Below are 13525 nucleotides of genomic sequence, written 5' to 3' on the forward strand. Positions count from 1 at the left end.
GGGCATTCCCTCACAGGCCAAGGATCATCTTGGAGATGATGTTCTTCTGGATTTCATTGGAGCCGCCGAAGATCGACAGCTTGCGATTGTTGAAGTAATGCGCGGCCGCGCCGGCAGCGGCCTCCGGGCCGAGCGTGTGTCCGTCGTGGCCTTCGTCCTGCGCCTGCCATTGATACGGGCGCGCGTAAGGGCCCATGGCACGGCGGGTGAGGGCGGTGATTTCCTGGCGGATCTCGGTGCCGCGTATCTTGAGCATGGAGCTTTCTGCACCGGGTGCGCCACCGCCGGCGACCGCCGAGATGACGCGCAGGTTGGTGGTCTTCATGTTTTCCAGATCGATTTCCACGCGGGCCATGCGGGCAGCGAAGAGCGGGTCGTCGGCCAGCGGACGACCATGGCTGCGTTGCGTGGTGGCGATTTTCTTCAGGCGTTGCAGGGCGGCCACCGAGAAGCCGATGCCGGCGATGTTGGTGCGCTCGTAGGTCAGCAGGTACTTGGCGCAACTCCAGCCGCGATCTTCCTCGCCGACCAGGTTTTGTACCGGCACGCGCACATCGGTGAAAAAGACCTCGTTGACTTCGTGCTCGCCGTCCAGGGTGATGATGGGGCGCACTTCCACGCCCGGTGCATTCATGTCGATCAAGAGGAAGCTGATGCCTTCCTGCTTCTTGGCTTCGCGGTTGGTACGTACCAGGCAGAAGATCATGTTGGCGTAGTGGCCCAGCGTGGTCCAGGTCTTCTGGCCATTGACGATGTAATGGTCGCCATCGCGAACCGCATGCGTCTTCACGGCGGCCAGGTCGGAACCTGCACCGGGTTCCGAATAGCCCTGGCACCACCAGTCCTCGCCACTGAGGATGCGTGGCAGCCAGTATCGCTTCTGCGCTTCGTTGCCGTACTTGATCAATACCGGCCCCAGCATGTTGACGCCGAAAGGCACCACGCGCGGCGCATGCGCCAGGCAACACTCATGTTCGAAGATGAATTTCTCGATCACGGTCCAGCCGGTGCCGCCATATTCTCGGGGCCAGTGATTGGCCAGCCAGCCGCGTTCGTTGAGGATGGCGTGCCATTGTTCCATGTCGTCGCGGCTCAGGTGCTTGCCGCTGGCCACCTTGTCCGACAAGGCCTTGGGCAGCTTCTCGGCGAGGAAGGCGCGCACGCTGTCGCGGAAGGCTTCTTCGGCCGGGGTGAAATTCAGATCCATTCCAGTCTCCTTGGGGATGCAGTGCAGCGATGCTGCGCTTCAATAGATTTCAAACAGGCCGGCCGCACCCATGCCGCCGGCGATGCACATGGTCACCACGGCGTAGCGCACACCGCGCCGCTTGCCCTCGATGAGCACGTGGCCGGCCAGGCGCGCTCCGGTCATGCCGAAGGGATGGCCGATGGCAATGGCACCGCCGTTGACGTTGAGCAGTTCGTCCGGAATGCCCAGGCGGCGCTGGCAGTACAGGGCTTGCGAGGCGAAGGCTTCGTTGAGTTCCCACAGGCCGATGTCATCCATGCGCAGGCCATGACGCTGCAACAGGCGCGGCACCGCAAAGACCGGGCCGATACCCATCTCGTCGGGTTCGCAGCCGGCCACCACCAGGCCACGGAAAGCGCCCAGCACCGGCAATCCGGCGCGTTCGGCGGCGCGCGCTTCCATCATCACGCAGGCCGAGGCGCCATCGGAGAGCTGCGAGGAATTGCCGGCGGTGATGAACTGGTCCGCACCCATCACCGGGGCCAGCTTGGCCAGCGCCTCATAGGTGGTGCCGGGACGATTGCAGTTGTCGGCCTCCACCGTGACTTCGCGCAGGCTGGTCTGGCCGCTGGCCTTGTCGGTGACCTGCATGGTGGTGGTGCAGGCGATGATCTCGTCGCGGTAGCGTCCGGCTTCCTGTGCTTCGGCGGTCTTGCGCTGGCTGGCTTCGGAGAAGCGATCCTGGTCTTCGCGCGAGATACCGTAGCGCGCGGCCACGATGTCGGCGGTCTCGATCATGGGCAGATAGAGATCGGGCTTGTGTTCGACGATCCACGGGTCCATGCCGCTGTCGCCGCTGTCGGTGGCACTACGGCTGCGGATCTGCGAGATGCTTTCGACACCGCCTGCGATCATGGCGTCAGCACCATCGACCACGATGCGCCCAGCCGCCATGGCAATGGCTTGCAGGCCCGAGGCACAGAAACGATTGACGGTGGTGCCGGCGATGCTGATGGGCAGGCCCGCGCGCACGATGGCCTGGCGCGCGATATTGCGGCCGGTGGTACCTTCCGGATAGCCGCAGCCGAGGATGGCATCCTCGATCTGGCCCGGATCGATGCCGGCGCGCTCAACCGCTGCGCGCACCGCAAAGGCCGCCAGGGTAGGACCGGGCGTGACGTTGAATTCGCCGCGATGGGCCTTGGTCAAGGGGGTACGCGCGGTGGATACGATGACGGCTTCCCGCATCATGGAATTCTCCTGGAAGGATGGTGCAATGGGGAGACCGGCGATGCGCACGGTCTCCGGCGAGTCCGGTTTGGCGATCAGCCGGCCTGGTTCAGCGAATCAAAATTGGCACCGCGTTCGACCAGCTCCACCAGCAGCGGCGAGGGTGTCCAGAACAGCGGGTCTTCGGCGGCAAAGGCACGGATGTCGGCCAGCACATTGGGCAGGCCGACCATGTCGGCATATTTCATGGGACCGCCACGATGGCGCGGGAAACCGTAGCCGTACAGGAAGGTGATATCCACATCCAGCGGGCGTAGCGCAATGCGCTGGTGCACGACATTGGCGCCCTCATTGATCATGGCGGCCAGGTAGCGGCGCTGGATCTCTTCCTTGCTGAAGCTGCGCGGGGTGATGCCGGCGCGTGCACGTTCCTCGTCGATGAGCGCCAGCACTTCCGGATCGGGTGCGCCGCTGCGCGGACCATCGGGATAGCGATAGAAGCCGCGTCCACTCTTCTGTCCGAACCAGCCGCGCTCGCACAGGCGGTCGGCAATGTGGACGTAGCGCGCGCGCGGATCGCGGGTAGCGGCACGGCGTTTGCGGGTGGCCCAGCCGATGTCGCCACCGGCCAGGTCCACTACCTGATAGGGCCCCATGGCAAAACCGAAGTCGCGCACGGCGGCATCGATCTCATAGGGTGAAGCGCCATCTTCCATCAGGGCATCGGCTGCCTGGCGATACACGGCCAGGATGCGGTTGCCGATGAAGCCATCGCAGACACCAGCGCGCACCGGCACCTTGCGCAGGCGCTTGGCCAGTTCGAAGGCGGTGGCCACCACATCGGCGGCGACCTGGCGCGGCACCACGATTTCCAGCAGCTTCATCACATTGGCCGGCGAGAAGAAATGCAGGCCGATCACGTCCGCAGGACGGGAGATGCTGGCGGCAATCGCATCGATGTCGAGGTAGGAAGTGTTGGTCGCCAATACGGCACCGGGTTTGCAGACGCGGTCCAGTTCAGCGAAGACGGCTTGTTTCACGTTCAGATCTTCGAACACGGCTTCGATCACCACATCGGCGGCGGACAAGTCTTCATAACGGGTGCTGCCGTGCAAGCGCGCCAGCACGGCATCGCGGGCCTCATGCGTGAGACGACCCTTGGCCACCTGCGCGTCGTAAACTTTTTCCACATGGCCGCGTCCACGTGCGAGGGCTTCATCGTCGCGTTCGATCATGGTCACCGGCAAACCGGCATCGAGTACCGCCACGGCGATGCCCGCGCCCATGGTACCGCCGCCGACCACGCCGATCCGGGCGATGGGGCGGGGCTGGGCGTTGCGGGTCTCGGGGGCTTTCTGCACTTCGCGTTCGGCGAAGAAGGCATGGATCAGACCGGCGCGCTGCGGGCTGTCCAGACATTGCAGGAAGAACTGGCGTTCCAGCGCCAGGCCCTGGTCGAAGGGCAGGGTGGTGGCGGCTTCGACGGCATCGATGATCTTGTGCGGGGAGAACAGGCCGCGCGATTTCTTGCCGGTCTCGGCGCGGGCGGCGCTGATGGCGGCCTGCGCGGCAGCGCTGTCGGCCAGGGCGCTGCCGTCGCGACTGCGGCGCACCGGGGCGCCCATGTCCAGCAGCGTCTGCAATTCGCGCAGACCGGCCGCGCGCGCTTGTGCGGCGTCCTCACCCTCGGCCAGATGGTCGACCAGTCCCAGCCCCAGGGCTTCCTTGGCGCTCAGGTGGCGACCGCTGAGCATCATCTCCAGCGCGGCCTGCGCGCCGATGAGGCGTGGCGTGCGCTGGGTGCCTCCGGCACCGGGCAGCAGGCCCAGCTGGACTTCCGGCAGCCCCAGACGGGCGTTGGCGAGGGCCAGCCGGTAGTGCGCTGCCAGCGCCACTTCCAGTCCGCCGCCCAGGGCCGCGCCGTGGATGGCCGCCAGCACCGGCTTGCTGCAGGCCTCGATGCGGTTGCACAGCTCGGTCAGCAGCGGTGCCTGGGGCGGTTTGCCGAACTCGCGGATGTCGGCACCACCGATGAAGTTGCGGCCCGCGCCAGTCACCAGGATGGCGGCCACGCCTGCATCGGCCTCACCTTCTTCGATGGCCGCCAGCAAGCCACGGCGCACTGCGACACCCAGTGCATTGACCGGCGCATTGTCGATGGTCACGACCAGGATGGCGCCTTCGCGCGCCAGATGAACGGGGGGCAGCTCGCCCGCAACCGTGGCTTGGTTGGACATGCAGCAGTCTCCTGATTTAGTTGGTTCGCATAGCGAAATTCAAGTTCGCAAATTGGATTTTCCGGCAACGATACCGCATTTGCGTCGTGTGTGTAAACCGTGCATGAACAAGGGTGGCAATCTGCACAATTCTCTAAGGGAGGCAGAAGAGGAGCGGCTTTGCGGGCGATTCTTCAGAATGGGGCCGGGGCCGGCAGGGCTTTTCCACGATGCAGATGGACCACACGTAGAGCGATAATTTCGCACAGCGGAACACGCGTTCGCAAATAATTGACACTGCCAATTCAGGTGTGTACATTCCACTGCCAATGAGGGCGACGTGACCACTCGGCACGACCCTGCCACGCGGAGAAGTGACGGATGGATGAGATAGTGTCGTTCAAGGGAGAAGATGAGAGCCACGACCGGCAGTTCGTCAATGCCCTGGCGCGTGGACTGGAGATTCTGCGCTGCTTTCGTCCCGGCGAGATCTATCTCACCAACACTGAACTGGCCAAGCGTACCGGCCTGCCCAAGCCGACCATCTCACGACTGACGCATACCCTGACCCGGCTGGGTTATCTCGAATATTCCGAAGACCAGGGCCGCTATCAGCTCGGCTCGGGCGTGCTGGCGCTGGGTTATTCGCTGCTCTCCGGCATGGATGTGCGCAAGCTGGCGCGTCCGGCCATGCAGGAGCTGGCTGACTATTCGCAATGCAATGTGGCGCTGGGCATCCGCGATCGCTTGAGCATGGTCTACATCGAGGCCACGCGCGGCCAGTCCGCGGTGACCTTGCGCCGCGACGTCGGTTCGCGCATCCCGCTGGCCACCACCTCCATGGGCCGCGCGCTGCTGTGCGCACTGCCCCAGAACGAACGCGATTTCCTGATGGACCACATCCGCCTGCGCAACGAAGAGCAATGGCCCAAGGTCAAGGCCGGCATCGAGCAGGCTTTCAAGGATTATCAGGATCATGGCTTCTGCATTTCCGTCGGCGAATGGGAAAAGACCATCAGTGCCGTGGGCGTGCCCATGATCGATGCCAACGAGGAAAAGATCATGGCCTTCAACTGCGGCGGCCCGGCCTTCATGCTCACGCGCGAGATGCTCATGGAAGATCTCGGTCCGCGTCTGGTGAACGTGGTGCGCACGGTAGAAGCCAGCATGGGCCGCCATTGAAGGGCAGCAGTACAGAACAGGCAAGAACCAGGTCGGAGACAGGCAAGCCGGCAGCGCCGCAGGCGTGAGCGCTTCCGGCAATCGTGCAGTAGCGTGCAGTAGCGCAAGTCCATCACAACAAGAAACAACAAGATCGAGCCGTCCGGGTCATGGCGACCCGTTTCGGCAATGGCTGCCCGGTGCGGTGAGGCCGGGATGCGTCCGCATGGATGGCCTCATCCTGCGTACGTCCATTGCTGAAACGAGCGCTGTGCGTGGCGGACATCACATCAACATCACTCAGATGAAAAAGGTGGAGACAATGACGAACAAGCATCACGGCATCAAGCGACTGGTCCTGCTGGCCGGGTTTGCCTCGGCACTGGCCGGCGGCATGGGCAGGGCGGTGGCCGACGAACTCAAGGTCGGCGTGGAGATTCCCCTCACGGGTAGCCTCGCGCGGGTTGGCTCGGGCATGCAGGAAGGCATCAACGTGGCTGCCGACGTCTTCAACAAGACCAATGGCAAGCACAAGATCAAGCTGGTCACCATCGATAACGAGTCGGCCCCGGCCAAGGCCATCGCCGCCGTCGAGAAGCTGGCCGGCGAGGGCGTGGTGGCCATCACCGGCGGCTACGGTTCCAACAACATCGCGCCGGCCGCCGATGCGGCGGGCAAGGCCGGCCTGGTCTACGTGACCTCGGGCGGGGTCGATGACAACCTGGTCAATAGCGGCCGCAAGAACTTCTTCCGCATCAACAATGTGGCCGGTTACCAGAAGGCCATGGTGGGCCTGCTGGAGGACATGAATGCCCGCTCGGTGTCGATCGTCTATTCCACCAAGGAAGCCACTGCCGCCCTGGCCAAGGATCTGGAGAAAGCCTGGGGCGCCAAGGGGCTCAAGGTGACCTCCCATGCCTTCGATCCGGCCATCAGTGACTTCAAGCCCATCATCAACAAGATCAAGCTGCAGGACAAGCCGGAAGTCATTGCCATGATCGGCTACGAGAATGACTACGTCGGCATCCTGCGCGCCGCACGCGTGTTGAAGCCTGCCGTCAAGGCCATGGTCGGCGTCTGGTCGCTGGCCACTCCCAAGATGGCCCAGGACTTCCCCGATCTGGTGCCCAACGTCTACGGCACGGCACTGCTGCCTTATCCGGCACAGTTCACCAGCGCCGACGGCAAGCTCTTTGAGGAAACCTACCGTCGTCTCTACAAGAAGGACCCGGACTATCTTGGTCAGTTCGGTTACGTGCAATCGATGCTGCTGTTCGAAGCCATCGCCCGCGCCGCCGACAAGGGAACGCTGAAGAAGGATGGCGTGGCCGAGGAAATGCGCAAGACCGACCGCGAGACCCTGATCGGTCGCGTGCAGTTCGGTGCCAATGGCGACAACCTGAACTTTACGCATCACATGGGCCAGCACCAGGGGGACAAGATCGCCATCGTCTGGCCCAAGTCGGCCGCCACCAACAAGATGAATTATCCGGCAGTGCCCTGGTAATGCCCGGCCGGCGCGTGCTGCCCTGAGGCGACCGCGCCGCAGCCTACTCCAACGGAATGCAGACATGACTGAACTGATACTGCAAGCCCTATATTCCGGGCTGCTGCAGGGGGGCTCCTACGCTCTCATTGCCCTGGGCCTGGCGCTGGTATTCGGTGCCATGCGGGTCATCAACCTGGCCCAGGGCGAGCTGGTGCTGCTGGCCGCCTACATTGCCTACTCGGTGGAATCCGGCCTTGGTCTCAATCCGGTGCTGGCCATTCCCATCGCGCTGGTGGTGGTGTGCCTGACCTCGGCCATCGTGTATTTCGTGGTCAGCCGCATCAAGAAGGACCGCGAGATCAATTCGCTCATCCTCACCTATGGCATCGGCGTGATCCTTACCAACGGCATGCTGCTGATCTGGAAGGCCGACATCCGTTCCACCAGTTCGGAATGGCTACAGGAAGCCTTCGTGCTCGGTCCCTTTTACAGCATGCGCAGCGAGGTGCTGTTCTTTGGTGTGAGCCTGCTGATGATGGCGGCGCTCTGGTGGTGGCTCTCGCGCAGCTGGTACGGCCGCGCGGTGCGTGCCGTCTCCAGCAATCGCGATGCGGCCAAGCTCATGGGCATCAACCCCGGCTATACCGAACTGGTGTCCTTCATCGTGGCAGGCGTGCTGGCTTCCTTCGCGGGGGTGGCGCTGTTCAGTTATGGTGTCATCAGTCCAGCTTATGGCGGGGTGCTCACGGTCAAGGCTTTCATTATTACTGTGCTGGCCGGTGTGGGTTCGATTCCGGGCGTGCTCATCGGTGCGGTGCTGCTGGGCGTGGCCGAAGCGCTGACCGTGACGTTGGCCAGTTCGGCCTTGCAGGAACTGGCCGGCATGGGATTGTTCCTGCTGGTGCTGTTCATCATGCCCAACGGCTTGTTCGGCGTGCGGGCAAGGAGGGGGTGAGACCATGACGATGAACAAGAACAAGCTTTCCGCTCTGGTGCTGCCGCTGTTGCTGGTCGCTGCCCCCTTGCTGCTGGCGCAGGATCACTACGTGATGAGCCTCATGGTGGCCGCCATGGTGATCGGCGGCATCGCGTTGTCATGGGCGTTGCTGGGCAATCTGGGCGGCATGATCAGCTTCGGCCATTCTGCCTTCTTCGGTGTCGGGGCTTATACCTCGGCGGTATTGAGCATGAAATTCGGCGTACCCGTACTGATCGCACTGCTGCTGGGCGGCGTCGGTGCGCTGGTGGCGGCGCTGGCGATGTTGCCGGTGCTGCGCCTGCGCGGACCGTATTTCGCGCTGGCCATTCTGGCGTATGCGCATATTTTCCGCATTCTGGCCACAGAGTGGACCTCCATGACGGGCGGCTCCGGCGGGCTCTCCAGCATCGCGCGCCTGCCCACGGTGATGGGGGTGGACTTGTCCAGCAAGATCGGTGCGTATTTCGTGATCCTGGTGATCGTGGCCCTCTTCGCCGCCATCTATGCCGCCGTGCGCGAGAGCCACCATGGGCTGGCGCTGCGTGCCATGCACGAGAGCGAGGATGCGACTCGCGTGGTCGGCGTCAACAGCACCGTGCTCAAGGGCATGATGCTGCTACTGTCGGCCTTCATGTGCGGGGTGGTGGGCGCCTTCAATGCACACTACATCAGCTTCCTGGAACCGGACTACGCCTTCAGTGGCCTGTGGGTCACCATCCCCATCGTGGCGGCCATCTTCGGTGGTTATCGCAGCATCACCGGACCGGTGGTCGGTGCGGTGGTGGTCTACCTGCTGGATCAACTGGTATTCAAGAACATCATCCCCTCCGGCCATCAACTGGTGCTGGGCGCCTTGCTGGTGGCGATGATCGTTTTCAGTCCCGATGGCCTGCTGCCGCTGCTGCGCAAGCTGGGACGGGGCAAGGGCAACGGTGCAGGAGGTCAGCATGCTGCAACTTGAAAAAGTGTCGGTACGTTTCGGTGGTCTCACCGCCGTCGATGAAGTCTCGCTGCAGGTCGGCACCGGCGACGTGGTCGGACTGGTCGGCGCCAATGGCGCGGGCAAGACCACGCTCTTCAACGCCATTTCCGGATTGGTGCGGCCCACGGGCGGGAGCATCCGCTTCGACGGCACCGATATCCTGAAGGCACCGCTGCATCGCCGTGCACGGCTGGGCATCGGACGCACCTTCCAGATTCCGCAGCCCATGCACGAACTGACGGTACGGCAGAACCTCATCGTGGCGCAGCGCTTTGCCACCGGCAAGGTGGATGCGGGCAGGATTGCCGAGGTGCTGGCCTTTACCGGCCTGGCCGAGAAGGCCGATCGCGATGCCGCCACCGGCCTGGCGCTGACCGAACTGAAGGCGCTCGAAGTGGCCAAGGCCCTGGCCACGCAGCGCAAGCTGCTCTTGCTCGATGAAGTGCTGGCCGGTCTGGAGACCAATGGCAAGCGGCGTTTCATGCAGATGCTCAAGGGTTTGCACGAAGCCTTCGCGGTGGGCATCGTCATCATCGAACACGACATCGAGACCATCAGCAACCTGTGCGCGCGCGTGGCCGTGCTCAACTTCGGGCAGCTCATCGCCGAGGGTACACCGGCGCAGGTGTTCAATGATCCGGCCGTCATCAAGAGCTACACGGGAGCCTGAATGCTTGAAGTCACCAAGCTGCGCGCCGGCTATGGCGCCATCAACGTGCTGTGGGATGTCTCGCTGACGGTGGGGCGGGGACAGTTGACCACCATCATCGGCCCCAATGGGGCCGGCAAGACCACGCTGCTGCGCGCGATCATGGGCCTGATCCCGATCGGGCAGGGGCAGGTCGCGCTGGAGGGGCGCGTGCTCAATGGCACGCCGACCTGGGAGATGTCCAAGGTCTCGATGGCGATGATCCCGGAAGGGCGGATGATTTTCCGTGCCATGAGCATCGAGGAAAACCTCATCGTCGGCGCCTTCGGCCCGCAGCATCGCGCCCGCGTGAAGGACAACCTGGAGCGCGCCTACACCATGTTCCCGCGCCTGCGCGAGCGGCGCCGCCAACTGGCCGGATCGCTCTCGGGTGGCGAGGCGCAGATGCTGGCCATGGCGCGCGGGCTGATGTCGGAGCCCAAGCTGCTCATCATCGATGAACCCTCGCTGGGACTGGCACCGGTGGTGGTCAACGAACTCTTCGAGATCCTTGCACGCCTGAAAGAAGAGGGGCGCACCATCATCCTGGTGGAACAGAACACCGAGCGCGCCGTGGGCGTGGCCGATCATGTCTATCTGATGCAGGGGGGCAAGGTGATCCTGTCGCAGCAGGCCGATCAGGTGGCGCTGGACCACCTGCATGATCTTTACTTCGCACGATGAGGCGGGGGCCGCGATGTTCCTGCTTGCCCCTGCGCGGCAGGGTGAAGCTTTCTGTCAAAAACTGAGAGCGGCCCTCAGAAGCGCGGCTTGACGGTCTTCCACTCGGGTTTGTACTTGCGCATCTGCCCCACGTCGTCGCGCTGGCGGATGCCGCATTCCAGGTAGAGCTGGTGCAGCTTGCGCAACTGTTCCGGGTCCACCTCCACGCCCAGGCCCGGTGCGTCAGTGATCTGTACGCAGCCGTTGCGAATGGGCAGCTTGCCGCCCCGGATGACTTCCTCGTCCGGCTCCTGCCAGGGATAGTGGGTATCGCAGGCATAGGAGAGATTCTCCACCGCTGCCGCCACATGCGACATCGCCATCAGGCTGATGCCCAGGTGCGAGTTGGAGTGCATCGACACGCCCAGGCCGAACACATCGCACATCTTGGCCAGTTGCTGGGTATCGCGCAGGCCACCCCAGTAGTGGTGATCGGCCAGGACGATCTGGACGCTGTTCAAGGCCACGCTGCGGCGCAGTTCATCGAAGTCGGTCACCACCATGTTGGTGGCCAGCGGCAAACCGGTGCGGCGGTGCAGTTCGGCCATGCCTTCCAGGCCGGGGGTCGGGTCTTCGTAGTATTGCAGATCGTCGCCCAGCAGTTCGGCCATGCGGATGGCCGTCTCCAGCGACCAGTTGCCGTTGGGGTCGATGCGCAGCGGGGCGTCGGGGAAGGCTTTCTTGAGCGCCTTGATGCAGGCTACCTCATGCTCGGGGTCCAGCGCGCCGGCCTTGAGCTTGATGCTCTTGAAGCCGTTTTCCTCGATCATCCTGCGCGCCTGCGCGACGATCTGTTCTTCGCTCAGCGCCTCGCCCCAGACGTCCGGTGCATAGGGGCTGTCGATGTGCCGGGCGTACTTGAAGAACAGATAGGCGCTGAACGGGATTTCCTTGCGCACCGCGCCGCCCAGCAAATCCACCAGCGGTACCTTCAGATAGCGTGCCTGCGCATCCAGGCACGCCACTTCGAAGGCCGAATAAGCGTTCGAGACGGCCTTGCCGGCATGCGAACCCGGTGCCAGTTCGGCGCCCGCATTGCTGGCCGGGGCCGTCCTGGCGACCACGCCGCGCACGATGGCGCGCAGACCGTTGAGGTTGAACGGGTCCAGACCGATCAACCGGTCCTTGACCAGATCGAGGATCTTCAGCGCCGGTGCGTCTCCATAGCTTTCGCCCAGGCCGATGTGGCCGTTGTCCGTTTCGATCTCGATGATGGAGCGCAGCGCATAGGGTTCATGGATGCCGCTGGCATTCAAGAGCGGGCCATCCTTGAAGGCGATGGGCGTGACGGTGACGCGGGTGATTTTCATGTTGGACTTCCTATGATGTGCGGGAAACGGATTTGCTCTGTTGTTCAGCGCGAGGCGCCCGGCCCCGAGCGGGCCAGAAACACCACGCCGGCAGCCACCAGCGAGGTGATCGCCAGGCCCATCAGGCCGCCCTGGATGGAGCCGGTGCGCTGCTCCAGAAAGCCGAAGGCGGTCGGTGCAACGAAGCCGCCCAGGTTGCCGATGGAATTGATCAGCGCGATGACGCCGGCGGCGATGCGCGCATCCAGATACCCCTGCGGCAGTGGCCAGAACAGGGAAGAAGCCGCCTTGAAACCGACTGCCGCAAAGCAGATCGAGACGAAGGCGTAGACCGAGTCGCCAAAGGTGGAGGCGAACATGCCAATGGCCGCAATCACCAGCGCCGTTGCGGCCCAGGCCTGCTGGTACTTGTAGCGGGCCGCCAGGGCGGCAAAGAGGTACATGGCGAGAATCGAAATCAGCCACGGAATGGAATTGAACAAACCGACCTGGAAATCGCTGAAGTTGCCCATCTTGCGGATGATGCTGGGCAGCCAGAAGGTGGCGCCATAGATGGTGAGCGAGATCGAGAAGTAGATGAAGCAGAAGATCAGGATCTGCGGATCGCGCAGCAGGCGCAACGATGACACATGTTCGGGTTTGTGCTTCAGGCGCTCGGCCTGTTCTGCCACGATGGCGCGGGTGATGGCAGTGCGTTCCTGTTCGGTGAGCCATTTGGCGTCGCCGGGCATCGAATCCAGCCAGAACCAGACGAAGCCGCACAGCACCACCGAGGCCATGCCCTCGATGATGAACATCCATTGCCAGCCATGCAGGCCGCCGCCACCGAGTTGCAGCAGCCCGCCCGAGATCGGGCCGGAGAGAATGGACGCCAGTGCCGAGCCGGACAGGAAGATGGCCATGGCGCGCCCGCGCTCGCTGGCCGGCAGCCATTGCGTGAAGTAGTAGATCACGCCGGGGAAGAAGCCGGCCTCGGCTGCGCCCAGCAGGAAGCGCAGCACGTAGAAGGTGGTTTCGCTGTTGACGAATGCCATTGCGGTGGCCGCCAGGCCCCAGGTCGCCATGATGCGGGTGAGCCAGGCCTTGGCGCCGAAGCGTTGCAGCAGCAGGTTCGAGGGGACCTCGAAGATGGCATAGCCGACGAAGAACAGGCCGGCGCCCAGGCCGAAGGCGGCGGTGCCGATGCCCACATCGGTGGCCAGATGGCTGCGTACGAAGCCGATGTTGACGCGGTCAATGTAGTTGACGATGAACATCACCACGAATAGTGGCAACACCCGATGCTTGATCTTTCTGACCGCCTGCAACAGCAGCGAAGGTTCGGCCGCTGCGAAGGCGCTGGCCGATGGCTTGATGGTTTCCACGCATGTCTCCTGAATGGGAAGGGCGCTGCCGCCGGGCCTCTCCCGGGCCGTGCCGTCCAGACTCGACGGTCGTCATGCGTAGCGCGATGTGGTGCATTAAAACACTAATATATTAGTGCGTCAATGAGGCGAGGACGGGTATCATGCCGGGCAGGAGCGCGGGCTGGTCGTTTATATGAAGCCTGCCAGTTTTG

The 13525-nt window shown here is 63.5% G+C and carries 11 protein-coding genes; 6 read left to right on the forward strand and 5 right to left on the reverse strand.

From position 1 onward, the window contains the following. Positions 1 to 10: 10 nt before the first annotated feature. From HNO82_RS18010 to HNO82_RS18020, 3 genes are all read right to left on the reverse strand, one after another. On the reverse strand, positions 11 to 1207 hold the full coding sequence (locus HNO82_RS18010; protein WP_175344649.1) for an acyl-CoA dehydrogenase family protein: 1197 nt from the start codon (positions 1205 to 1207) through the stop codon (positions 11 to 13). Between the two features lie 39 nt (positions 1208 to 1246). Further along, positions 1247 to 2437 (reverse strand): acetyl-CoA C-acyltransferase, encoded by a 1191-nt coding sequence (locus HNO82_RS18015; protein WP_175344676.1) that lies wholly within the window; start codon positions 2435 to 2437, stop codon positions 1247 to 1249. A 77-nt stretch (positions 2438 to 2514) separates the two neighbouring features. Then, positions 2515 to 4656 (reverse strand): 3-hydroxyacyl-CoA dehydrogenase NAD-binding domain-containing protein, encoded by a 2142-nt coding sequence (locus tag HNO82_RS18020; RefSeq protein ID WP_175344650.1) that lies wholly within the window; start codon positions 4654 to 4656, stop codon positions 2515 to 2517. Between the two features lie 360 nt (positions 4657 to 5016). Between HNO82_RS18020 and HNO82_RS18025 the strand changes: the two genes are divergently transcribed. From HNO82_RS18025 to HNO82_RS18050, 6 genes are all read left to right on the forward strand, one after another. Next, positions 5017 to 5817 carry an IclR family transcriptional regulator gene (locus HNO82_RS18025; RefSeq protein ID WP_008326330.1) on the forward strand — a complete coding sequence of 267 codons (801 nt, stop codon included), beginning with the start codon at positions 5017 to 5019 and terminating at the stop codon, positions 5815 to 5817. A 301-nt stretch (positions 5818 to 6118) separates the two neighbouring features. Continuing rightward, the gene (locus HNO82_RS18030; RefSeq protein ID WP_175344651.1) at positions 6119 to 7303 is read left to right on the forward strand and encodes an ABC transporter substrate-binding protein; all 1185 of its coding nucleotides are present in this window, start codon (positions 6119 to 6121) and stop codon (positions 7301 to 7303) included. 64 nt (positions 7304 to 7367) lie between these two features. After that, the gene (locus tag HNO82_RS18035; protein ID WP_008326334.1) at positions 7368 to 8240 is read left to right on the forward strand and encodes a branched-chain amino acid ABC transporter permease; all 873 of its coding nucleotides are present in this window, start codon (positions 7368 to 7370) and stop codon (positions 8238 to 8240) included. A gap of 4 nt (positions 8241 to 8244) precedes the next feature. Then, a complete protein-coding gene (locus tag HNO82_RS18040) occupies positions 8245 to 9225 on the forward strand; it encodes a branched-chain amino acid ABC transporter permease (RefSeq protein WP_175344652.1) in 981 nt (326 codons plus the stop codon). After that, a complete protein-coding gene (locus HNO82_RS18045; protein ID WP_175344653.1) occupies positions 9212 to 9916 on the forward strand; it encodes an ABC transporter ATP-binding protein in 705 nt (234 codons plus the stop codon). The genes HNO82_RS18040 and HNO82_RS18045 overlap by 14 nt, the downstream gene beginning before the upstream one ends. Continuing rightward, complete coding sequence (locus HNO82_RS18050; RefSeq protein WP_175344654.1) at positions 9917 to 10618, forward strand: ABC transporter ATP-binding protein; 702 nt, start codon at positions 9917 to 9919, stop codon at positions 10616 to 10618. Between the two features lie 74 nt (positions 10619 to 10692). Here the strand turns inward: HNO82_RS18050 and HNO82_RS18055 are convergent, their stop codons facing one another. Both HNO82_RS18055 and HNO82_RS18060 read right to left on the reverse strand, forming a co-directional pair. Continuing rightward, positions 10693 to 11967 (reverse strand): glucarate dehydratase family protein, encoded by a 1275-nt coding sequence (locus tag HNO82_RS18055; RefSeq protein WP_175344655.1) that lies wholly within the window; start codon positions 11965 to 11967, stop codon positions 10693 to 10695. 44 nt (positions 11968 to 12011) lie between these two features. Continuing rightward, positions 12012 to 13331, reverse strand: coding sequence for an MFS transporter (locus HNO82_RS18060; RefSeq protein WP_175344656.1), 1320 nt, complete (start codon positions 13329 to 13331; stop codon positions 12012 to 12014). Positions 13332 to 13525 lie beyond the last annotated feature (194 nt).

The sequence above is a fragment of the Herbaspirillum sp. C9C3 genome, assembly GCF_013359625.1.
In the GTDB taxonomy this organism is placed as follows: Bacteria; Pseudomonadota; Gammaproteobacteria; order Burkholderiales; family Burkholderiaceae_D; genus Herbaspirillum.